Raw genomic sequence first — 21,636 nt, forward strand, 5'->3', positions numbered from 1 at the left:
TATAAAAATAATTTCCGATGTTAGAAATGCATCGTAACGCCGACGCCGACGCCGTTCTCACGGCTGCCGTGATCGGGCTTGAAGTTGTGATAGTTCACATTAAGATCCAAATTTGCAATGAGCGACTTATTGAGGCCGACCTGCGCTTCGTTGAAATCCTTGCCTGCCACATAGGAGGCATATGCGTTGAATCCGAGCACCGTGGGCGTGCTGAGTCCTACGCCCGCAAAGGCATTGTTCTCGCCCGTCTGCTTCATATCCCATCGATACCCGCCGATCAGGCGCAGGTTTTCTCCGACGACATTGTACTGGAGGTAAACGTCTTTCGGATTTCCATATTCGTCCCGATCGTTACGCGCGACGCCGACCGTGAGTTCGTCCGTCGCCTTATGCTCGATGAACGCTTCCTTTGTGCCGACTCCGACGGCCGTGTGATGCGTCCCGATGTGATTGATTGGGGCCGCCGCTGCGACCGATGTCAGCGAGAGTCCCATGACGGCGGTGAGGAATGCATATTTCTTCATTGTGAATCCTCCTTTCTATGTGTTATTTCATTATCCTTCGTGTTATTTAGATAGTTCTTAATGAATTATTATATTTTACATATATTTAGCATCTCATCATAAAAGTTCTCTATGATTTAGAAGATATTCTGCTTTTTTGCAAGTCTGCCGCACGCATGCCGCTCCTCCGCAAGGAGTTCACGCGCCGCTTCGAGCTGACGGTTGACCTGCTCATAGGATGTGCCGCCATAGGAATTGCGCCCCGCCACGCACGTCTCCGGGCGGATCGCGTCATAGATGTCCTCGTCAAAGAGCGGCGAGAGTGTCCGGTAGTCCTCAATCGCCATATCGCCGAGCCAAATGCTGCGCGCGATGCACTCTGCGACCGCCTTGCCGGAGACGGCATGTGCCTGCCGGAACGGAAGTCCTTTGCGCACGAGATAGTCGGCAAGATCGGTTGCGTTCGAGAAGTCCTCTTCCACCGCACGCCGCATAACCTCCTCACGCACCTTCATGCCCCGAATAAGCCGGGCATAGACGGAGAGACTGAACTTCACCGTGTCGATCGCGTCGAACAGCCCCTCTTTGTCCTCCTGCAAATCTTTATTATATGCGAGCGGCAATCCCTTGACTGCGGTGAGCATCGCCATGAGATGCCCGACGACGCGCCCCGTCTTGCCGCGCACGAGCTCGGAGACGTCCGGATTTTTCTTCTGCGGCATCATGGACGATCCCGTGCAGTGCGCGTCGTCAAGCTCGACAAAGGAGAACTCACGCGAACACCATAGGATAATCTCCTCCGAAAGACGCGAGAGATGCACCATGAGGATGGACGCCGCCGACAGAAATTCGAGGATGTAGTCGCGGTCGCTGACGGCGTCCATACTGTTGGCGTAGATGCGCTCAAAGTTCAGTTTCTGCGCGACAAAGGCACGGTCGATCGGCAGCGTCGTTCCCGCGAGCGCCCCCGCGCCGAGCGGCATGATGTCCGCCCGCGCATAGACGCCCCGGAATCGCTCAAAGTCTCGTGCGAGCATCCCAAAATACGCCATGAGATGATGCGCGAAGAGAATTGGCTGCGCGCGCTGGAGATGCGTATAGCCGGGCATGATCACGGTACGGTGGCGCTCCGCCGACTCGGTGAGCGCTTCCTGCAATTCCCGGATGTGCCCCAGTACCTCGACGACGGCGCGGCGCACGAACATATGCGTATCGAGCGCGACCTGATCGTTGCGGCTGCGCGCGGTGTGCAGACGGCTGCCCGCATCGCCGATCGCGTCTGTGAGCCGCTTTTCGATATTCATGTGAATATCCTCGAGCGCCGTACTGAACTCGAACGTCCCCGCGTCGATCTGTGCAAGAATCTCGCGCAGTCCCTTTTCAATGGACGCGCGATCCTCCTCGGAGATGATGCCGACGTGCGCGAGCATGGCGGCATGGGCGATAGAACCTGCGATGTCCTCGCGGTACATGCGGCGGTCAAAGGCGATGGACGCTTGAAATTCGTTGATCATCTCGTCCGTCGTCTTGGCAAAGCGTCCGCCCCAGAGCTTTTCACTCATTTGCCCTGCGCCTCCTGCATGAGCGCGCGAACTTTAAGCGGAAGTCCGAAGAGGTTGATGAAGCCCGTTGCGTCCGCCTGATTGTATACGTCGTCATGCTCGAATGTGACAAATTCCTTGCTGTAGAGCGAGTACGGCGACGTCGCGCCCGCCGAGATGATGTTGCCCTTGTAGAGCTTGAGACGCACCTCGCCGGTCACGGTCTCCTGCGTGCTGTCGACGAACGCGGCGAGTGCCTCGCGCAGCTGGCAGAACCACATGCCGTCGTAGACGAGCTCGCCGTAGCGGATGGCGACGCTCTCCTTGTAATGGAACGTCGCGCGGTCGAGGCAGAGATATTCCAGTTCCCGATGCGCGTAGTAAAGAATCGATCCGCCCGGATTCTCATAGACGCCGCGCGACTTCATCCCGACGAGACGGTTCTCGCAGATGTCAATAATGCCGACACCATTGCGCGCGCCGATTTCATTGAGCTTCGTCAGGAGCTCCACGGCGCCGAGTTTTTCCCCGTTCACGGCAACGGGGACGCCCTTCTCAAACGAAACGCTGACGTACTCGGGCGCATCCGGCGCGTCCTCCGGCGCGCACGAAATGAGGAACATACTGTTCTTCGGCTCGTTGGCGGGGTCTTCGAGGTCGGAACCTTCGTGCGAGAGGTGCCAGATATTGCGATCCATGCTGTAGGTCTTGTTCTCTGTCGCAACGGGGATGCCGTGTTTCTTTGCGTATTCGATTTCCGCCGTACGTGAATCGAGATCCCACTCGCGCCACGGCGCAATGATCTCAAGGTTCGGCGCAAGCGCCTTCACGGTCAGCTCGAAACGCACCTGATCGTTCCCCTTGCCCGTCGCTCCGTGTGCGATCGCATCTGCGCCCTCCTCTTTCGCAATTTTGACGAGCGCCTTTGCGATCACGGGGCGTGCAAACGAGGTACCAAGCAGATATTTTCCCTCGTAGACCGCCCCCGCTTTGAGCGTCGGCCACACATACTCCTCCAGGAACTCCTGCGTGAGGTCGACGATATGCACCTTCGACGCGCCGGAGGCAAGCGCCTTGTCGTGCACGGGCGCGAGCTCCTCCCCCTGCCCAATGTCGGCGCAGACGGCGATGACCTCGCAGCCGTTGTAATGCTCCTTGAGCCACGGGATGATGACCGAAGTGTCCAGACCGCCGGAATACGCGAGAACTACTTTTTTAATCTGCTTTGCCATGAAAAACAACTCCTTAAAAATATATCAGCCGCCCATAACGAGCGCCATGATTGCCTTTTGCACATGGAGACGGTTCTCCGCCTCGTCAAAGATCACATCGGCGAAGGATTCGAGCACCTCCGCCGTAATCTCCTCGCCCCGATAGGCGGGCAGGCAGTGCATCACGACAGCGCGCCGATCCGCCGCCGCGAGCAGATCCCGATTCACTTGATACGGGCGAAACACCGCCGTGCGCGCGCCGTGCTCCGCCTCTTGTCCCATGCTTGCCCATGTGTCCGTCACAACGACGTCGGCGTCCTGCACCGCGTCCTTCGGGTCATGGGTCAGCGTCATGGATGCCCCGGTCTCCGCCGCATCCGCCCGGGCGTTCTGCACAACGGTCTCGTTCGGCTCGTATCCCACGGGCGTCGCCGCCGCAAAGTGCATACCGACCTTTGCCGCCGCATACATCAGCGAATGCGTCATGTTGTTCCCGTCGCCGACATACGCCATCTTCAGTCCCGCAAGCCGCCCCTTGTGCTCGCGAATGGTCAGCAAATCGGTCAGTGCTTGACATGGATGCAGGAGATCGCTGAGCGCGTTGATGACCGGCACATCCGAATAGCGTGCAAATTCTTCGATGCGCTCATGCCCATAGGTGCGGATCATGATGCCGTCGAGATAGCGCGAAAGCACGCGCGCCGTGTCCGCGATCGGCTCGCCGCGCCCGAGCTGGAGATCTCTGCCGCTGAGAAAGAGCGCCTGCCCGCCGAGCTGGTACATCCCGACCTCGAACGAAACGCGCGTGCGCGTCGAGGATTTCTCAAAGATCATGCCGAGCGTCTTGCCCGCGAGCAGCGGATGCGGGATTCCCGCCTTTTGCCGCGCCTTGAGATCTGACGCCAACACGAGAATTTCCTCCACATCGTCTGCGCTGAGATCGTGAATAGAAATCAAATCCATGCCGCTCTTCATCATAGTCCCCCTGTATCACAAATGTCAAGGATGCACGCATCTAAAACGCGAATGACTTCATCTACATTTTCGTTCGTAAAGATGAGCGGTGGGACGAATCTGAGGACACTCCCCGCCGTGCAGTTCACAATCACCCCATGCGCGAGCGTCGCACGCACGATCTCTGCCGCCGCGGCGGCGCTGTGCATCTCCATGCCGAGCATCAGCCCGGCGCCGCGCACATCGCTCACATACTTTGGATATTTCTCCTTGAGCGCCGCGAGTTCCTGCTTAAAATATCCGCCGACTTCCCGCACATGCGCAAGAAAACTTTCCCGTGTCACCGTATCGAGGACGACGTTCGCCGCCGCGCACGCCAGCGGGTTGCCGCCGAAGGTTGAGCCGTGGTCGCCCGGGTGAAATACCTGCGCGACCTTTTCCGTCACGACGAACGCGCCGATGGGGACGCCGCCCGCAAGCCCCTTTGCCAGCGTCACGATGTCGGGCGTTACGCCGTATTGCTCATACGCGTAGAACGTCCCCGTGCGCCCGATGCCGGTCTGAATCTCGTCGAAAACCAAGAGTGCGTCGTACGCGTCGCAGAGTTCCCGCACGCGTCGCAGATAGCCCTCCGCAGGCATCCGCACGCCGCCCTCGCCCTGAATCGGTTCGAGCATAACGGCGGCGGTGCTCTCACCGACGACACGCTCTAATGCATGAATATCGTTAAAATCCACATAGTCGAAGCCCTGCGGCAGGGGTTCAAAGCCTTTATGAAACTTTTCCTGCCCCGTTGCCGTCAGCGCCGCGAGCGTGCGCCCGTGAAAACTGCCGCGCGCCGTGACGATCTGCACCTTGTCCGCAGAAATCGTATGCCCGTATTTGCGCGCCGCCTTGATTGCCCCCTCGTTCGCCTCCGCGCCAGAGTTGCCGAAGAACACCTTGCCGCCGTTCGTGAGGCGGGAGAGTTGATCCGCCGCCTCCGCCTGCGCCGCCGTATAGTAGAGGTTGGACACATGGATGAGGTGCCCCGCCTGTGCGGCGACGGCATCCACAAGCGCCGGATCGTTATGCCCGAGCACATTGACGGCGATGCCACCGAGCGCGTCGAGGTAACGGCGACCGTTTACATCATAGACGTACGCCCCTTCGCCGTGATCGAGCACGATCGAGTAACGGCTGAACACGGGGAGATAGCCGGCATCATCCTTTGCCATAATCTCCGATGCATATATTTGACTCATCTTTGCCCCTCCTCACGGAAGCACCATTGTTCCGATGCCGTGCGATGTGAAAATTTCCAAAATAATCGAATGCGCGAGACGTCCGTCGACGATGTGCGTCTTATGCGCCCCCGCCTCAAGCGCCCGCAGACACGCCTGCACCTTCGGGATCATGCCTCCTGCGATGACGCCGCTGCGGATATATTCCTTTGCCTCTGCGAAATGCAGCTGTGAAATGAGGCTGTCCCGGTCGGCAGCATCCCGATAGACCCCCTCCACATCCGTGAGGAGCAGCAGTTTCTCCGCGCGCAGTGCGCCCGCAATCTCCGCAGCCACATCGTCCGCGTTGATATTGTAGCTCTCCCCGCGCTCCCCCATGCCGATGGGGGAAATGACGGGAACATAGCCGCGATTCAAAAGATCGATGATAATCTCGGTATCGATCGCCGTGACCTCGCCGACCAAGCCGATGTCCACCGAGCGCGCCGTTCCCTCCTCATAGACGACGGCATGTTTCCTGCGCACACGGATGAGTCCCGCGTCCTTTCCGCTGAGCCCGACGGCACGCACGCCGCGCAGGTTGAGCAGGCTCACGATCTCGGAGTTCAGCTTGCCGACGAGCACCATCTCGGCGATTTCCACCGTCTCCTCATCCGTCACGCGCAGCCCCGAGACGAACGTCGTCTCTTTGCCGACTCTCTTGAGGAAGTCTGTGATCTCGGGACCACCGCCATGGACTAGGATGGGTCGGATGCCGACGTATTTCATCAGCGCCACATCGCGCATGACATTTTCCTTCAGACGCTCGTCGATCATCGCGTTGCCGCCGTATTTAACGACGACGGTCGTCCCGTAGAACTCTTGGATATAGGGAAGCGCGTCGACGAGAATCTCCGCCTTGTCCTTATCGGAAAACATACGCCGCCTCCTTTAGGTATGATATTCTCCGTTGATCTTCACATATTCGTAGGAGAAATCACACGTCCACACCTTTGCCTCGACATCGCCGTCGTTCAAATCGATTTCAATCACAATATCATGTCCGCTCATTACATCGTGCAGTGCCTCAGCGTCATACGGCACGCCGACGCCGCCCGCATAGACGGGAATACCGCCGAACTTCACCGTCGTGCGCTCCGGATCCATCGCCACACCCGCATAGCCGACGGCGCATATGACGCGCCCCCAGTTCGGATCCTCGCCGAAGAACGCCGTCTTGACCAGCGGACTGTTCGCAACGCTCATGCCGACCGTCTTTGCGTCGGCAAAGAACCGCGCGCCGACAACATGGATCGTGAGGAACTTTGTCGCGCCCTCGCCGTCCGCCGCGATCTTTTCCGAAATGCCCTGACAGAGCGCGAGCAGCGTCTCCTTGAACGCCTCGTAATCCGCATTTTTCTCCGTGATTTTGGGATTCCCTGCCGCACCGTTGGCAAGGACGATCGCCATATCGTTCGTGCTCATGTCGCCGTCAATCGAAATCATATTGAGACTGTGCTCCATAACCTCCGAGAGCGCTTCCTGCAGGAGCAAGGCGTCAACGTCGGCGTCCGTCGTAATGAAGCAGAGCACCGTCGCCATATCGGGACGAATCATCCCCGAGCCCTTCGCGATGATGCCGAACCGGACTTCCGTCCCGCCGAGTATGACGGTCGCAGTCCCCGCCTTTGAATAGGTGTCCGTCGTGAGAATGGCGTTTCCCGCATCGGGACTCCCGGTCGGCGAGAGCGCCTGTGCGGCGGCATGAATCCCCTGCGCCACCTTGTCCATCGGGAGCAGCTTGCCGATGATGCCCGTCGAGGCGACAATGACATCCTGCGCCGTACATCCGAGTGCATCGGCAGTGATCTCCTGCATGGCGGCGGCATCCGCCTCGCCCTGCGCACCCGTGCAGGCGTTGGCACAGCCGGAGTTGGCGATGATGGCGTGCGCCGTATGCGTCGCGACCACTTTTTTCGAAACCCGGACGGGCGCCGCGGCGACCGCGTTCTTTGTAAACGTCCCTGCGACGGCGGCTTCCTTTTCCGTATAAATGAGCGCAATGTCGGGATTGCCGCTCTTTTTCAGCCCCGCTTTGACGCCCGCGGCGAGAAATCCTTTCGGATAGGTAATTCCGGCTTTTGCACTTGCTTCGCTGAACATGATGATTTCCTCCATTATTTACTTACGGGTACATCGGCACGAGGTCAAGCCCCGTGCGCTCGTCGAGTCCCATGACGATATTCATATTTTGGATTGCCTGCCCCGCCGCGCCCTTGACAAGATTGTCAATCGCCGCGAATACGATCACGCGGTGTGTGCGGGGATCGTAATGCCACGCAATGTCGCAGTAGTTTGTCCCGCGCACATGTTTCACGGCAGGGTACGCGCCGCGCCCCCTGAGCCTGATAAAGTGTTCATCCGCATACAGGGCTTCGAACGCAGCGTCAATCTGATCCTCCGTCACGCCTGCGACAAGCGTCGCGTAACAGGTGACAAGGATGCCGCGCGAGATCGGCGCGAGATGCGGGGTAAAGCTAACGGTGACGACCTCTCCCGCCTGCGCGGAAAGAGCCTGCTCGATCTCCGGCGTGTGTCGGTGGCGCACGGCGCCGTACGCCGTAAAATTATCATAAAGCTCCGGAAAATGCGTGCTCTCCTTCGGCGCGCGCCCCGCGCCCGACACGCCGGAAACGGCGTCGATGATGATGGAATCCGACAAAATCAAATGCGCTTTGACGAGCGGGGCAAGCGCCAAGATGCTCGCCGTCGTATAGCATCCCGCATTCCCAACAACACGCGCATGTGCAATGTCACTGCGGTACAGCTCCGAAAGCCCATAGGCGCGATCCGCATCGTGATCCGTATGCGCCGTCCCATACCACGCCTCGTACACCGCCGTATCGTCGAAGCGATAGTCCGCGCCAAGGTCGATGATGCGCACGGGAATCCCCGCCGCTGCACGCACAATCTTCATCGCATGACCGTGCGGCAGTGCGATGAACAGCACATCACCGGCCGCGGCGATCTCTCGGAGGTGTTTAATGGACGCCAGTTTATTCTCATAAATATTCATCAAATGTGGATATGCTTCGGAGATGCGTTCCCCCGCGTGACGCTCCGAAGTCATATGCACAATCTCCGCTGACGGATGTCGGTGAAGGAGGCGAATCAATTCTTCTCCCGCGTATCCCGTCGCGCCGATAATACTTACTCTCATCTCGTCTCCTCCCATTCTCTGTAAAAACATTTTATAAATATACATCTATTTCGCATATTTTTCAAGTCTTTTTTGAGAAATTATACAAAAAAATAGACCGCCACACGGATGGATGCGACAGCCTTGATTCGTATCTGAAACAAAATTTATTTTAGCGTATCGGATATTCTATTTAATTCGCAGGTTTTTCATTAACAATGCGCGCGCCCTTGGTATCGAGCCGCAGGAAGAGCGGGCGCGCCTGAACGTCGTGTGCACGAAACGCATCGCGCATGGCATCGGCGACGGCGTCGATGCATCTTTTACTCTCCGGAACAAAGGCGACGAGGCAGGGTCCGGCACCACTGAGCGCTGCGCCGTATGCCCCCGCCCGTTTTGCCGCCGCGAATACGTCGAACATGCCAGGAATGAGTTCTGCGCGGTATTTTTGATGCAGGGCATCTTCAAATGCGTGGTCGAGGAATTTTTCTGCGCCGCGTGCAAGCGCCGCGGCCATCATGCCCGCATGGCTGATGTTAAAGATCGCGTCCTTCATAGGAATCTCGGTCGGCAGTACCTGACGTGCAGCTTTAGTCGATAGATAGAAGTTCGGCACCATGACAACGAACCGCATAAATATACGCGGTAAAAAGGAAAAGCAGTCCACGACGCCGTTTGTGACGGTATTGACGGTAAATCCGCCATAGATCGCGGGCGCAACGTTATCGGGATGCCCCTCAATATCGGTCGCAAACTGGAGCAGTTCATTCCGGTTGAACGGATTGCCGAGAAGTGCGTTCGCCGCCTTGAGTCCGGCGACAATCGCCGTGGCGCTGCTGCCCAGACCACGTGACAGCGGTATGCGGTTGCTCATGTGGATCTTGGCTCCACGGAACTCGTCATCCCGGTTCGCTCTATCCAGAAGATACCGCACTGATTTCCACACGATGTTCCGTTCATCGGACGGGATATGAGCCGCGCCTTCGCCGCGCGCGGTGATCTCAAGTCCCGGCGCACGGGTCAGTGTGAGTGTGGTCTCGTTATAAAGGGTACAGGCAATGCCGAACGCATCAAAACCGGGGCCGAGATTCGCACTCGTTGCAGGAACGCGTACCCGGACGGTTCTCTCATTCATAACGTGTCCTCCCTGCCGTCTGCAACACGGATGAGACTGCGCACCTCACGCACAACGGGGAGCGCTTCGAGCGCCTTAACCGCAGCGGATGCCGCCGCGTGCGGCACCACATGCGTGACGGCGACGATCTCCGCGTGTCCGTCCTCCGTACGGCGCGCCTGAATGACGGATTTGAGGCTGACATCCGCGCGGCCGAAGGTGGTTGCGATCTCGCCGAGTACGCCCGGTTCGTCGGCGACGACAAGGCGCAGATAATAGGAGGACTTTGTCTTTTCAAGCGGACAAAGCCTTTTCTTTTCGCCGATTTTATATTTCATGCGTCCCGTCGTACCGGATACGATGTCGCGTGCGATTTCGATGATGTCGGAAGTGACTGCCGATGCGGTTGGCAAGGATCCTGCACCGCGCCCATAGAACATGACGTCGCCGATCACGTTGCCGCGCACAAAGATGGCGTTGAATACACCGCTGACCGATCCGAGCGGATGCGTCTGCGGCAGGAATACGGGATGCACACGGATGTCAAGCCCGTCCTCAGTATCGCGCCCAACGGCAAGCAGCTTGATCACATAGCCGAGGTTGAGACCGTACTCGATATCATCCTCTGTGATATGCGAAATGCCCTCGACCGAGACGTCCTTGAATCCGACCACAGTATCAAAGGCGAGGGATGCGAGAATTGCCGCCTTGCGTGCCGCGTCGAGCCCGTCCACGTCCGCCGAGGGGTTCGCCTCGGCATACCCTTTCTCCTGCGCGCGCCGCAGTACGGCGTCATAGCTGATATGCTTCTCTGTCATCTTCGTCAGCATGTAGTTCGTCGTGCCGTTGACGACGCCCATGACCTCCGTGATGCGGTTGGCGGTAAGACATTCCTTGAGCGGTTTAATGATGGGGATGCCGCCGCCGACGCTCGCCTCATAGAGGAAATCGACGCCGTTCTCATCCGCCGCAGTATATAGTTCGCTCAGATGTTCGGCAATAACGTCCTTATTCGCCGTGACAACGTGCTTTCCCGCCGTCATCGCGCGCATCATATATTCCTTCGCCGGCGTCCGTCCGCCCATAACCTCCACGACGACGGAGATTTCCGGATCGTTTATGATTTCCTCAAAATGATCCGTTAAGGCAATCCCCTCAAGTTCCGGGCGATATTTTTTTACATCGCGCACGAGGATTTTTTTTATCTCAATGGCAGCGCCCGCACGCCCTTCGATCACATCCGCATTGATCGAAAGGGTTTCGACAACACCGGAACCGACGGTCCCCGCTCCGAGCAGCGCTATTTTGATTGATTGACTCACAGAATCCCTTCCCCCTATTACGACTGCGCAATAACTTCGAGGCGCTCTACCCCCGCCACACGATTGATCCCATCCATAAGAGCTTGTAAATCGCCCTTCAAATATATCGTCTCCACAGCAATGTCAACACGTGCCGTTCCCTGCATTGGCAGCCCTTGGTTGACAGTCATCACGTTTCCTTCGGCCGCGGCAATAACGCCGAGGACGTCCCGCAGGACGCCGCTTTGACGGCGGATCGACAAGGATAATGTAATGATCTTGTCACGCGTCGCTTCGAAAAATGGAAAGACATAATCTTTATACTTATAATAGGCGCTTCGACTGAGGTTCGCCTTGGCGACCGCTTCATTGACAGTCAGAACTTCTCCGCGGTGAATCATCTCTTTGGCAAGAATGGTCTTTCTGATGGACTTCGGTAAAATCTCTTCACGTACGAGATAGACGCCGTTCATGTCGATCCCCATAATGATTCCTCCAATGGATAAAAAGCCCTTTAGCGTAGACAGAGCAAGTATATCATACCGAAAACGAATTGCACAATAAACGCGCGGAATTAAATTTTATTCTCCGTTCCGCGCACGAGCCGCTCGATGTTCTCGCGATGGCGCACAATCACTAGCGCGGCGGCAAGAACGGTAAAAAACAGATACTCGAGCGGATAGCCGAAGGCCGCGGTCAGGATCGGTGTGAGAATTCCCGCCAGAACCGATCCAAGCGACACATAGCGCGTCATATATACGACAATGATCCACACAAGAAAGACGATAAGGGTCACATTTCCCATCAGCATTGTCAGCACACCGAGCGAGGTAGCCACTCCCTTTCCTCCATGAAAACGAAGGAAAAGTGAGAAACTGTGCCCCACAATGGCGGCAAAACCGCAAAGAACAGCCGCAAGCGGCGTGCCGACAAGTGCAATCCCGATCCACACGCCCGCTTGTCCTTTGAAATTATCCGCGAGGAATATAATGATGCCTGCAATCTTGCCAAGCGTCCGCCACGCATTCGTCGCACCGATATTATGGCTCCCGTATCGGCGCAAATCCGTATGCCATAGGAGTTTGCCGAGAATCAGCCCGCTCGGAACAGAACCGATCAGATATGCCGCCGCTGCCGCCAGCAAGTACATGCCCATCACTCTTCCTCCTTCCGCGCGCGCACGATCAGGCGCAGCGGCGTCCCCTCGAATCCAAAACTCTCACGCAGGCGATTCTCGATAAAGCGCAGATAAGAAAAATGCATGAGTTCCGGATCGTTCACGAAGATAATAAAGGTTGGCGGCATAATCCCCACCTGTGTAAGAAAGAGGATCTTGAGCTGCCTTCCCTTCTTAGTTGGAGGCGGATTGACCGAAACCGCATCGCGGATCAATTCGTTGAGTACGCTCGTCCTGATCCGCATCGACTGCTGCTCCGCAACATATTTAACAAGTTCCGTCACGCGATCGACACGCTGCCCCGTGAGCGCGGAAGTATAGAGTACGGGCGCGTATTGGAGAAAGCCCAGCTTTTCGCGCAGATCATCCGTGAACCGCAGCGTGGACTTATCGTTCTTCTCCGGAAAAATATCCCATTTGTTGACGATGATGATGACGCCCTTCCCCGATTCGTGCACATACCCCGCGATCTTCGTATCCTGCTCGAGAATCCCCTCGGCGGCGTTAATGAGCACCAGGACGACGGCGGCACGGTCGATCGCACGCAGAGAACGCATGACGCTGTAGCGCTCAACGGGAAGTGTAATCTTGCCCTTGCGCCGCATCCCCGCCGTGTCGATCAAAAGATACTTCGCCCCATCGCGGGTAAAGTGCGTGTCGATGGCATCGCGCGTCGTTCCAGGCACATCGCTGACAATGACGCGTTCCTCGCCGAGCAGTCGATTGACAAGCGAGGATTTCCCCACATTCGGGCGCCCCACGACGGCAATCGCAATCTCATCGGATTCCCCGCCATCTCCCGCCTCCGTTGGAAACGCAGCCACAATCGCATCGAGAAGATCCCCGAGGTTCATCGCATTCGACGCGGAAATGGCAATCGGGTCTCCGAGTCCAAGCGCATAGAAATCGTAGATCAATGCCTCACGGTCAAAACTGTCAATCTTATTGACGGCAAGGGTGACCGGCTTATTCGTTCGGCGCAGCAGCCGAGCAACCTCCTCGTCAGAAGACGTTAAGCCCGCACGTCCGTCGACAAGAAATAGGATCACATCGGCTTCTTCCATGGCAAGTTCCGCTTGGCTGCGCATGGAGCGCAGAATGTGATTGCTGTCGTCAAACTCAATGCCGCCCGTATCGATGATAGTGAACTCGCGGTTCAGCCATTCGGCATCCATATAGATACGGTCGCGCGTGACCCCCGGCATATCGTCCACAATAGAAACGCGTTTCTTTCCGATCTGATTGAACAGCGTCGATTTTCCAACATTCGGCCGCCCAACAACGGCAACAATCGGTTTACTCATCTTATTTTCACTCCCCTCTATGCGCCGGCGCGGCGACTGACTCCCGCAACGGGTTTCGTATACCCTGCGTTACTCTGCCACGTATAGCCGCCGCTGGCACGGTCTCGATGGTACCCGCCGAAAAATGCCAACGCTTCCCGATAGTCGGCGCCCGTCGCCACCGGCTCGATGCGCGTATGCGGGAATGCGCGGCGCATATCGGAGAGAGAGATATCATCTAAAAATATGTCTTCTCCCTCGCGCAGCGCCGAGGCCGGAATAAGGACCCCGTCTGCGCCGAAATCCGCAAGGTGCAGGGCATGAATGATATCGTGCCCCGTCAGCAGGCCCGATACGTTGACCGTCGTACCAAAATGACGATTCTCAACCGGCAGAACATGGATGCGGCGTTTCTCCGGGTCGAGTTCCCGTGCGAGCCGTTCCATCACAGGCGCGACGGCCGTACCGCTGATCACGCAGAGCACGGTATCATCCTCTCGTCCGGGAAGATTCTTCTCCGCACGCTTCCACTCTTCGATAAAATTCCGCGTCAGTCCGATGCCGTTATCGAGCTGCGGAAAACCGTCATACATCTTCGCGGGCGGTACCTCGCGCCCGGCAAGGAAGTAGAACTCGTCCCCCAAATAGATAAACGTCCGCCCCTCCTCGGCGCGTATCTTCCTTTGCCACGCCTCGACCTGATCGATCACAGCACCTGCTCCCGCGCGGTCGAACTGCACGAGTGGGAACGGATCGCTGCGGTGTTTTGTGAGGCCGACCGGAACGATGGCGAGGGACAACGCATGCGGACGCCGCGCCGCGATATCGCTAATCGTGCGTTCCAACTCCTCTCCATCGTTCAGCCCATGGCAGAGGACCACCTGCGTATGGTATTCCGCACCTGCCGCCTCAAGGCAATCCAGCTTTCCCAGGATATCGCCCGCCCCCTTATAGCGCAGCATCTCCGCACGCAGGGCCGGATTCGTACACTGTACCGATACGTAGAGGGGAGACAAGTGGAGCCGCTTGATACGGGCAAAGTCCGCCTCCCCCATATTTGTGAGCGTGACGAAGTTCCCATACAGAAAAGAGAGGCGGTAATCGTCGTCCTTGACGGATAGGCTGTGGCGCATATCCGGCCCAATCATATCGACGAAGCAGAAATAACAGTGATTTGCACACTCGCGTATACCGTCGAACACGGCGCGTTCAAATTCAACGCCGAGTTCTTCATCGTAATCCTTATCGAACGCAACGATCTCCTGCGTTCCGTCCGGATGTTCCACAAGAAGTTCGATCTCCTCGTCCGCCATCGCGAAGCTGAAATCGATGATATCGCGCATTGCCGCACCGTTTACCTTGAGAATCTTATCCCCCGGTACAAGTTCCAATTCTTCGGCAATGCTGCCTTTCAGCACGCGCAGGATAACGCCCGGATAGATTTTTGCCACAGTTCCCCTCCTTTCCATGAAAAAGGAGTGACATAACATCACTCCTTCGTTTTTTATGAAGTTATGTAAATTTTCTCAGCTTCTTACTTCAGCCAATCAAGATGTGCTTCAACCTGACCTTCGGTATTCTCGCTGGATTCGGCCTTTTCGGCCTGGGTTTCGTCAATATATTTCTTAACTTCCGCAGCATCCGCATCGCGCTTCGCCTTGGTGATCGAAAGCGAAATACGCTTGCGCTTCGTGTCGATGCGGAGCACCTTGACCGTGACGATATCGCCCGTGTGGACAGCCTCATCCGCACGCTCAATGCGTTTCTCGGCAAGTTCGCCCATCGGAATCAGGCCGTCAAAACCCGGCTCGATTTCCATGAACGCACCGAAATCCGTCAGCTTGATGATCTTTCCTTCGATGAAATCGCCTTCCGCATACTTCTCGGCCTTCTCAATCCACGGATCCGGAAGCGTATCCTTAACGGAGAGAGAGATACGCTTGGCATCGCGGTCGACACTTTTCACATAGACGTCGAGTTCCTGACCGACCTCGAGTACCTCGGACGGATGCTTAACGCGGTGCCACGCGAGGTCGGAGATATGTGCCAGACCGTCTACGCCGCCGATATCGATGAACGCCCCGTAATCGACGATACGCTTGACCGTACCGCGTACGACCTGCTCCGGCTCGATGGCGGAGAACACGGCCTCCTCCTTCTCGGCGCGGTCGCGCTCGAGGAGTTTGCGGCGCGAGAGCACGAGACGGCGCTTCTGAACATCCACTTCGATGATCTCGGCCTCTACCGTCTGGTCGACATAGACCGAGAGATCCTTTACGAAGTGAAGCTCCATCTGCGAGGCCGGAATGAATCCGCGCAGGCCCATGACATAGGCCACAAGACCGCCTTTGACCTCTTTCGCAATCTTTGCCTCAACCGTATCGCCATTCGCCTGAATGACCTCAATATCCTTCCAAGCGGCCATTTTATCTGCTTCAACCTTGGACAAACTGCCCCCGTTGTCGCCGCCGAGAGACTTGATGTAGACGTCAATCTCATCTCCGACCTTCACGACATCGCGGGCATCGTCCGGGGCGGGAACGGCAAGATCCCTCTTAGAGACAGGAATTTCCTGTTTGTACCCGATATCGACATACGCCTCGTCGCGGGAGACCTGTACGACAACTCCTTTGACGACGGTGCGCTCCTGGAAATCGGGCATTTCTTCCTGTTCCAAAAGTTCTTTCATGCTCTGTTCTGACACTGTTTATAAACCTCCTTGATAATCCAGTCCGGTGTAGACGCACCGGCTGTAATACCAATTTTATTAACATTTTTTATCCAATCGTCCTGCAGTTCCGCTGCAGTTTCGATATGGTATGTTTTACATTTTTCCGCACACAGCTGCGCAAGACGCGAGGTATTCGCGCTGTTCTTGCCGCCGACGACAAGCATCGTGTCCACCCGTTCGGCAAGATCCAACGCCGCGGCCTGACGCATGTCCGTCGCCGTGCATATGGTACGGAGAATCTTGATATCACGGGACTTTTCCAAAAGACACGCGGCGATGCTCCGAAACCGATCGCTCGAAAATGTCGTCTGACAAACAACGCCGAGTTTCCCGAACTTCGGCAGGGCCTCCGCCTCCGCCTCGGTCTCGATAATATGCGCACCGTATCCCGTCCATTCGAAGATGCTCTTGACCTCCGGATGATTTTTCTCCCCGACAATTACGACCGTATATCCTTCGTCGGATAAAAGCTTTGCCGAAAGCTGCGCCTTCTTGACATGGGGGCAGGTCGCATCTACCAGTTCTAACCCGCGTGACTCCGCCTCCTCGTATACCTTTGGACCGACACCGTGGGAGCGGATGATGACGAGTCCGTCATCCATCTCTTCGAGCGAATCGACAGTGCCGACCCCTTCGTTCTTGAGGCGTTCCACCATCTGCGGATTATGGATGATCGGACCGAGCGTACTGGACGTACCGTCCGCGGAGGCGTTCTCCCTGGCAATCTCAATGGCGCGCTTAACGCCGTAACAGAAGCCCAGATGCTCCGCTAAGATAACCTCCATAGACCTCACCATAGCGTGTAATCATTCTCAATGAACGCACACAAACATAATCCCAGCCATACAATCTGTTTAACAGTATAACACGGCAATCCCGCCCGCGCAAATGAAATTTATTTTTTTTTCTCACTCAAGCTCTATGGTTGCGGGCGGTTTCCCGGTGCAGTCGTACAGAACGCGGTTGACGCCGCGCACCTCGTTGACGATTCGCGTCGTCACTTTGGAGAGAACATCCCAGGGGATCTGTGCCGCTTCCGCAGTCATAAAATCGCTCGTCGCAACGGCACGCAGGACGACGGCATAATCATAGGTGCGCCCGTCTCCCATCACGCCGACGGAACGCATGTTGGTCAACGCCGCAAAATACTGTCCGAGCCCCCTCTGAATCCCCGCGTTTGCAATCTCCTCGCGATAGATGGCGTCCGCATCCTGGACGATGCGAACCTTCTCCGCCGTCACCTCGCCGACGATGCGGATCCCAAGCCCCGGTCCCGGGAACGGCTGCCGATCGACAAGATCATCGGGAATTCCAAGTTCACGCCCGGCCGCACGCACTTCATCTTTAAAAAGGAGACGCAGCGGCTCGACGATCTCCTTAAAATCCACATGATCGGGCAGACCGCCGACATTGTGATGGGATTTGATCACAGCCGATTTCCCGAGACCGCTTTCAATCACGTCCGGGTAAATGGTTCCCTGCACAAGGAAATCGACCGCACCGATCTCATGCGCCGCCTCTTCGAATACGCGGATGAACTCCGCGCCGATGATCTTGCGTTTCTCCTCGGGTTCCGTGATGCCCCTCAGTTTTTTATAGAAGCGTTCCCGCGCATTGATGCGGATAAAGTTGACGTCGTAGGTGCCGGAACTGCCGAATACGGCTTCTACTTCGTCCCCCTCGTCCTTGCGCAGGAGTCCGTGATCGACAAAGACACAGGTGAGGTTCCTTCCAATCGCCTTGGAGAGAAGTACCGCGGCCACGGAGGAGTCCACGCCGCCGGAGAGGGCGCAAAGCGCGCGTCCGCCGCCGATCCTTTCGCGGAGTTCCTCGATCGTTTTCCGGACGAAAGACCCCATATGCCATGTGCCCGTGCAGCCGCAGACATTGTAGACGAAGTTCCGCAGAATCTCCGTACCGTGCTCCGTATGCATAACCTCAGGATGGAACTGAACGGCATAGAGACGCCTCGACGCATGCTCCATCGCCGCGATCGGACAGACGGACGTACGCGCCGTCACTGAGAATCCCGCAGGGGGGGCGCTGATATAGTCCGTATGACTCATCCAGCAGACGTTTTTCGCCGGAATCCCGCGAAGGAGCGGCGAATCCGTTCCGACGATGTCCACTTCTGTCCGGCCGTACTCGCTTGTCGGCGCCGTCTCGACTGTGCCGCCGAGCAGATGTGCCATGAGCTGCGCGCCGTAACAGATACCGAGCACCGGAATGCCCATGGAAAACAGTTCCCGCGGCGCCGTCACGGCGCCTGCACCGTACACGCTGTTTGGTCCGCCCGTCAGGATGATGCCCCGCGGCGCAAGTTCCCGAATCTGAGCAAGCGATAGCGTATGCGGATGCACCTCACAGTAGACATGGTTCTCGCGCACGCGGCGGGCAATGAGCTGATTATACTGACCGCCGAAGTCGAGCACCAAAATCATTTCGGGGGCATCGGATCTGTTCATAGTGGAAAGCCCTTTCTGCTGTTATTCTTCTGCGCCTTCTGTAAAATTTCGAACGGCGGCATGCGCTGCGTCTATGGAAAACCCTTTTTGATAGAGATTCGCCATCATTTTCTGCCGCACATCCGTCGGCTTGAATTTCATCGCGAGCACGCGCTCCGCAGCCGCGGTCTCGCGTTCCGCCGTATCGTCCGGAACGACGCTGCGGATGAGTTCCTTATCGAAGCCGCGCTGCATGAGTTTCACAAAAATCTGCCGCACGGAATTACGGCTCTCGTTATAGAGATACATGAATTGCTGCGCGCAAAGATCCGCATCGTCGAGATAACGCCGTTCGATGAGACGCGCGATGGCCGCGTCGATCTCCTCCTGCGGAAAGCCCTTGCGCTCAAGTTTTTCACGCAGTTTTCTTTCGCTGTGCGCCTGACGCGCAAGATAGTCTACGGCAGTGACAAGCGCGGTTTTCTCCGCAGGCGTACGTTTCCGGCGGGGCTCGCTTCGCGCCTCTTTCACGCCTCCGTCTCCGCCGCCTTTGCGTTGTTCGCCCCGCCGCCCCCTTCGGAGTCGCGGTTTGCGAGCAGCTCCGCCCGGATCTTATCGTCGATTTCCGCAATGAGTTCCGGCTGACTTTCGAGCGTGATCTTCGCGTTCTCTTTCCCCTGTCCGAGACGATTGCCCTCGTAGGAGTACCATGCGCCGCTCTTATCGACAATATCCAGATCAACGCCCATATCGATGATGCTGCCGATCCGGGAGACGCCCTCTCCGTACATAATATCGAACTCCGCCGTCTTGAACGGCGGCGCGACCTTGTTCTTGACAATCTTCGCACGTGTACGGTTGCCGAGCGAGTCCGTTCCCTGCTTGATGGCATCGATACGGCGCACGTCGATACGCACCGACGCGTAGAATTTCAGCGCGCGTCCGCCCGTCGTCGTCTCCGGGTTGCCGTAGGTAACGCCGATCTTCTCGCGCAGCTGGTTGATGAATATGGCAACCGTACGCGTCTTGCTGATAATGCCCGTGAGTTTGCGCATTGCCTGGCTCATGAGGCGCGCCTGAAGCCCGACATGGGACGAGCCCATGTCCTCTTCAATTTCGGACTTCGGTACGAGTGCCGCCACGGAGTCCACGACGATAATATCGACCGCGCCGCTGTGCACGAGCGCATCGACGATCTCAAGCGCCTGCTCTCCCGTATCCGGCTGGGAGATCAGCAGTTCCTCGATATTGACGCCAAGCCTCTTGGCATACTCCGGATCGAGCGCATGCTCCGCGTCGATGAACGCCGCGATACCGCCGGCTTTCTGCGCTTCGGCGATCATATGCAGCGTGACGGTCGTCTTTCCGGAGGACTCCGGACCGAACACCTCGATGATGCGCCCGCGCGGGATACCGCCGACGCCGAGCGCGATATCGAGCGGCAGGATACCGGTCGATATGACCTCGATATTCATATTGGCCTTCGCCTCGCCGAGACGCATAATAGAGCCTTTGCCGTGCGTTTTCTCAATCTGCTTGAGCGCCTGTTCGAGCGCTTCTTCCCGCGCCGTACGGCCGTCTTTTTTAGTGTCCTTTTTTTCTTTCTCCGCCATGTCGTCCGCTCCTTTGTATACAATAAAGTCCTACTAATTATACGAAAATCCCCGGTATTTTGTCAAAGAAAACACGGGGGATTTTTATATCGTACCGACATATATTATTTGAGCAGCGAGCGAACGATTTCATTGACGAGTTTCCCGTCCGCGCGGCCCTTGACACGCGGCATCAGCGCCCCCATCACCTTTCCCATATCCTTCGGGGTTGCCGCGCCGACTTCGGCAATAACTTCTTCGACGATCTTTCGAACTTCGTCCGCACCGATCTGTTCCGGCAAATAAGGCATGAGGATCTCGATTTCCGCCTGCGTCTTTTCGACAAGATCCGTCCGTCCGCCGCGCGCGAACTCCTCGATGGAATCGCGGCGCATCTTGACCTCCTTGCCGATGACGCCGAGGACCTCGTCGTCCGTAAGGGTTTTCTTGCCGTCGATCTCTGCCTGCCGAACGGCGCCGCGCACCAGCCGAATAACGGACAGGCGCTCTTTCTGCCCTTGCTTCATCGCTGCCTTCATATCTGCGGTCAGCTGTTCCATGAGCGACATATTATGACTTCCTTTCTCCATAATCCCGGAAATAAGTATACCGAAATAAAGAAAAGCATCCGTGACACAGCGTCCACGGATGCCTTTTGCAATCAGCCTCTGTATTTGCGTTTACGCGCTGCCTCAGACTTCTTTTTGCGGCGAACGCTCGGTTTCTCGTAATGTTCACGCTTACGCACCTCTGCAAGAGTGCCGGCCTTCTGTGACATACGCTTAAAGCGGCGGAGAGCACTGTCGATCGACTCGTTTTTGCCGACCTTGATTTCATTTGCCATGCATTTCCCCTCCCTCCACACGCGGAGTAATATCGCGCCAATAAATGACACGAATACATTATACTCTATGGGGATAATCTGTGTCAATCGTCGAACTGAAATTCTCATAAAATACTCATTCTCATTGAGAAAGCGTCAGCCCGGCGGCCATGTGAGCAACCGTCCCCCGAGCAGATGGAAGTGCAGATGCCCGACTGTCTGGCCTCCGTCCGCCCCCGTATTGGTCACCAGGCGGAACCCCCCGGCATCTATACCACAAGAGCGTGCAACGGCAGGCACAACCTCCGTCAGTATATGCCCGGCAAGTTCCTTATCCGCATCGGTGAACGCCAAAACGCTGCCGATATGTTTCTTCGGAATCACAAGCACATGCTCCGGCGCCTGCGGGTCAAGGTCGCGGAACGCGAGCACCGTATCGTCCTCATAGACCTTTGCCGAGGGAATCTCCCCCTGCGCAATCCTACAGAAAATACAATCAGCCATTGTGTACACTTCCTTTCATATCGTCACATTTAAATAATTCTCCAAATAAAAATAATC

The 21,636-nt window shown here is 56.8% G+C and carries 22 protein-coding genes; all 22 read right to left on the reverse strand.

All coding sequences use genetic code 11. The features are described 5' to 3' along the window. Positions 1 to 20 precede the first annotated feature (20 nt). A complete protein-coding gene (locus HMPREF9161_RS01860) occupies positions 21 to 524 on the reverse strand; it encodes a hypothetical protein (RefSeq protein ID WP_009727979.1) in 504 nt (167 codons plus the stop codon). 116 nt (positions 525 to 640) lie between these two features. Further along, a complete protein-coding gene (argH, locus tag HMPREF9161_RS01865; RefSeq protein WP_009727980.1) occupies positions 641 to 2,065 on the reverse strand; it encodes an argininosuccinate lyase in 1,425 nt (474 codons plus the stop codon). Further along, complete coding sequence (locus tag HMPREF9161_RS01870) at positions 2,062 to 3,276, reverse strand: argininosuccinate synthase (protein ID WP_009727981.1); 1,215 nt, start codon at positions 3,274 to 3,276, stop codon at positions 2,062 to 2,064. Before HMPREF9161_RS01870 ends, argH begins: the two co-directional genes overlap by 4 nt. Positions 3,277 to 3,300: 24 nt before the next feature. Further along, positions 3,301 to 4,230: an ornithine carbamoyltransferase gene (gene argF / locus HMPREF9161_RS01875; protein WP_009727982.1), complete on the reverse strand. Its 930-nt coding sequence runs from the start codon at positions 4,228 to 4,230 to the stop codon at positions 3,301 to 3,303. After that, a complete protein-coding gene (locus tag HMPREF9161_RS01880) occupies positions 4,230 to 5,453 on the reverse strand; it encodes an acetylornithine transaminase (RefSeq protein ID WP_009727983.1) in 1,224 nt (407 codons plus the stop codon). The genes argF and HMPREF9161_RS01880 overlap by 1 nt, the downstream gene beginning before the upstream one ends. A gap of 12 nt (positions 5,454 to 5,465) precedes the next feature. Next, complete coding sequence (argB, locus tag HMPREF9161_RS01885; RefSeq protein ID WP_009727984.1) at positions 5,466 to 6,350, reverse strand: acetylglutamate kinase; 885 nt, start codon at positions 6,348 to 6,350, stop codon at positions 5,466 to 5,468. A gap of 12 nt (positions 6,351 to 6,362) precedes the next feature. Beyond that, positions 6,363 to 7,574: a bifunctional glutamate N-acetyltransferase/amino-acid acetyltransferase ArgJ gene (gene argJ / locus HMPREF9161_RS01890; protein ID WP_009727985.1), complete on the reverse strand. Its 1,212-nt coding sequence runs from the start codon at positions 7,572 to 7,574 to the stop codon at positions 6,363 to 6,365. A gap of 22 nt (positions 7,575 to 7,596) precedes the next feature. Further along, positions 7,597 to 8,631 (reverse strand): N-acetyl-gamma-glutamyl-phosphate reductase, encoded by a 1,035-nt coding sequence (argC, locus tag HMPREF9161_RS01895; protein ID WP_009727986.1) that lies wholly within the window; start codon positions 8,629 to 8,631, stop codon positions 7,597 to 7,599. A gap of 172 nt (positions 8,632 to 8,803) precedes the next feature. Continuing rightward, entirely contained in the window at positions 8,804 to 9,745 is a 942-nt protein-coding gene (gene thrB / locus HMPREF9161_RS01900; RefSeq protein ID WP_009727987.1) for a homoserine kinase, read from the reverse strand. Next, positions 9,742 to 11,046 carry a homoserine dehydrogenase gene (locus tag HMPREF9161_RS01905; protein ID WP_009727988.1) on the reverse strand — a complete coding sequence of 435 codons (1,305 nt, stop codon included), beginning with the start codon at positions 11,044 to 11,046 and terminating at the stop codon, positions 9,742 to 9,744. Before HMPREF9161_RS01905 ends, thrB begins: the two co-directional genes overlap by 4 nt. Positions 11,047 to 11,063: 17 nt before the next feature. Further along, positions 11,064 to 11,510, reverse strand: a complete 447-nt coding sequence (locus tag HMPREF9161_RS01910; protein WP_009727989.1) for an ACT domain-containing protein — start codon at positions 11,508 to 11,510, stop codon at positions 11,064 to 11,066. Between the two features lie 89 nt (positions 11,511 to 11,599). Then, on the reverse strand, positions 11,600 to 12,181 hold the full coding sequence (gene plsY / locus HMPREF9161_RS01915; protein ID WP_009727990.1) for a glycerol-3-phosphate 1-O-acyltransferase PlsY: 582 nt from the start codon (positions 12,179 to 12,181) through the stop codon (positions 11,600 to 11,602). After that, positions 12,181 to 13,506, reverse strand: a complete 1,326-nt coding sequence (der, locus tag HMPREF9161_RS01920; RefSeq protein WP_009727991.1) for a ribosome biogenesis GTPase Der — start codon at positions 13,504 to 13,506, stop codon at positions 12,181 to 12,183. Before der ends, plsY begins: the two co-directional genes overlap by 1 nt. Before the next feature lie 17 nt (positions 13,507 to 13,523). Beyond that, entirely contained in the window at positions 13,524 to 14,936 is a 1,413-nt protein-coding gene (locus HMPREF9161_RS01925) for a DUF512 domain-containing protein (RefSeq protein WP_009727992.1), read from the reverse strand. Between the two features lie 83 nt (positions 14,937 to 15,019). Beyond that, positions 15,020 to 16,174, reverse strand: coding sequence for a 30S ribosomal protein S1 (gene rpsA / locus HMPREF9161_RS01930; RefSeq protein WP_071599607.1), 1,155 nt, complete (start codon positions 16,172 to 16,174; stop codon positions 15,020 to 15,022). Continuing rightward, on the reverse strand, positions 16,171 to 17,001 hold the full coding sequence (gene ispH / locus HMPREF9161_RS01935; RefSeq protein WP_009727994.1) for a 4-hydroxy-3-methylbut-2-enyl diphosphate reductase: 831 nt from the start codon (positions 16,999 to 17,001) through the stop codon (positions 16,171 to 16,173). Before ispH ends, rpsA begins: the two co-directional genes overlap by 4 nt. Before the next feature lie 123 nt (positions 17,002 to 17,124). Then, positions 17,125 to 18,681, reverse strand: a complete 1,557-nt coding sequence (gene guaA, locus HMPREF9161_RS01940; RefSeq protein WP_009727995.1) for a glutamine-hydrolyzing GMP synthase — start codon at positions 18,679 to 18,681, stop codon at positions 17,125 to 17,127. 21 nt (positions 18,682 to 18,702) lie between these two features. Continuing rightward, positions 18,703 to 19,191 (reverse strand): regulatory protein RecX, encoded by a 489-nt coding sequence (locus HMPREF9161_RS01945; protein WP_009727996.1) that lies wholly within the window; start codon positions 19,189 to 19,191, stop codon positions 18,703 to 18,705. Continuing rightward, positions 19,188 to 20,273: a recombinase RecA gene (gene recA, locus HMPREF9161_RS01950; RefSeq protein ID WP_009727997.1), complete on the reverse strand. Its 1,086-nt coding sequence runs from the start codon at positions 20,271 to 20,273 to the stop codon at positions 19,188 to 19,190. The genes HMPREF9161_RS01945 and recA overlap by 4 nt, the downstream gene beginning before the upstream one ends. A gap of 104 nt (positions 20,274 to 20,377) precedes the next feature. Next, the gene (locus HMPREF9161_RS01955) at positions 20,378 to 20,821 is read right to left on the reverse strand and encodes a GatB/YqeY domain-containing protein (RefSeq protein ID WP_009727998.1); all 444 of its coding nucleotides are present in this window, start codon (positions 20,819 to 20,821) and stop codon (positions 20,378 to 20,380) included. A gap of 92 nt (positions 20,822 to 20,913) precedes the next feature. After that, positions 20,914 to 21,096: a 30S ribosomal protein S21 gene (rpsU, locus tag HMPREF9161_RS01960; RefSeq protein WP_005841552.1), complete on the reverse strand. Its 183-nt coding sequence runs from the start codon at positions 21,094 to 21,096 to the stop codon at positions 20,914 to 20,916. A gap of 135 nt (positions 21,097 to 21,231) precedes the next feature. Continuing rightward, positions 21,232 to 21,579 carry a histidine triad nucleotide-binding protein gene (locus HMPREF9161_RS01965; protein WP_009727999.1) on the reverse strand — a complete coding sequence of 116 codons (348 nt, stop codon included), beginning with the start codon at positions 21,577 to 21,579 and terminating at the stop codon, positions 21,232 to 21,234. Between the last annotated feature and the right edge of the window lie 57 nt (positions 21,580 to 21,636).

Source organism: Selenomonas sp. F0473 (assembly GCF_000315545.1).
Lineage (GTDB): Bacteria > Bacillota > Negativicutes > Selenomonadales > Selenomonadaceae > Centipeda.

Bases quoted from the DNA above. Each gene is read 5' to 3' on its own strand.
- HMPREF9161_RS01860 (WP_009727979.1), bottom strand. From the start codon at position 524: ATGAAGAAATATGCATTCCTCACCGCCGTCATGGGACTCTCGCTGACA.
- argH (WP_009727980.1), bottom strand. From the start codon at position 2,065: ATGAGTGAAAAGCTCTGGGGCGGACGCTTTGCCAAGACGACGGACGAG.
- HMPREF9161_RS01870 (WP_009727981.1), bottom strand. From the start codon at position 3,276: ATGGCAAAGCAGATTAAAAAAGTAGTTCTCGCGTATTCCGGCGGTCTG.
- argF (WP_009727982.1), bottom strand. From the start codon at position 4,230: ATGAAGAGCGGCATGGATTTGATTTCTATTCACGATCTCAGCGCAGAC.
- HMPREF9161_RS01880 (WP_009727983.1), bottom strand. From the start codon at position 5,453: ATGAGTCAAATATATGCATCGGAGATTATGGCAAAGGATGATGCCGGC.
- argB (WP_009727984.1), bottom strand. From the start codon at position 6,350: ATGTTTTCCGATAAGGACAAGGCGGAGATTCTCGTCGACGCGCTTCCC.
- argJ (WP_009727985.1), bottom strand. From the start codon at position 7,574: ATGTTCAGCGAAGCAAGTGCAAAAGCCGGAATTACCTATCCGAAAGGA.
- argC (WP_009727986.1), bottom strand. From the start codon at position 8,631: ATGAGAGTAAGTATTATCGGCGCGACGGGATACGCGGGAGAAGAATTG.
- thrB (WP_009727987.1), bottom strand. From the start codon at position 9,745: ATGAATGAGAGAACCGTCCGGGTACGCGTTCCTGCAACGAGTGCGAAT.
- HMPREF9161_RS01910 (WP_009727989.1), bottom strand. From the start codon at position 11,510: ATGGGGATCGACATGAACGGCGTCTATCTCGTACGTGAAGAGATTTTA.
- plsY (WP_009727990.1), bottom strand. From the start codon at position 12,181: ATGGGCATGTACTTGCTGGCGGCAGCGGCGGCATATCTGATCGGTTCT.
- der (WP_009727991.1), bottom strand. From the start codon at position 13,506: ATGAGTAAACCGATTGTTGCCGTTGTTGGGCGGCCGAATGTTGGAAAA.
- rpsA (WP_071599607.1), bottom strand. From the start codon at position 16,174: ATGAAAGAACTTTTGGAACAGGAAGAAATGCCCGATTTCCAGGAGCGC.
- ispH (WP_009727994.1), bottom strand. From the start codon at position 17,001: ATGGAGGTTATCTTAGCGGAGCATCTGGGCTTCTGTTACGGCGTTAAG.
- guaA (WP_009727995.1), bottom strand. From the start codon at position 18,681: ATGAACAGATCCGATGCCCCCGAAATGATTTTGGTGCTCGACTTCGGC.
- recA (WP_009727997.1), bottom strand. From the start codon at position 20,273: ATGGCGGAGAAAGAAAAAAAGGACACTAAAAAAGACGGCCGTACGGCG.
- HMPREF9161_RS01955 (WP_009727998.1), bottom strand. From the start codon at position 20,821: ATGTCGCTCATGGAACAGCTGACCGCAGATATGAAGGCAGCGATGAAG.
- rpsU (WP_005841552.1), bottom strand. From the start codon at position 21,096: ATGGCAAATGAAATCAAGGTCGGCAAAAACGAGTCGATCGACAGTGCT.
- HMPREF9161_RS01965 (WP_009727999.1), bottom strand. From the start codon at position 21,579: ATGGCTGATTGTATTTTCTGTAGGATTGCGCAGGGGGAGATTCCCTCG.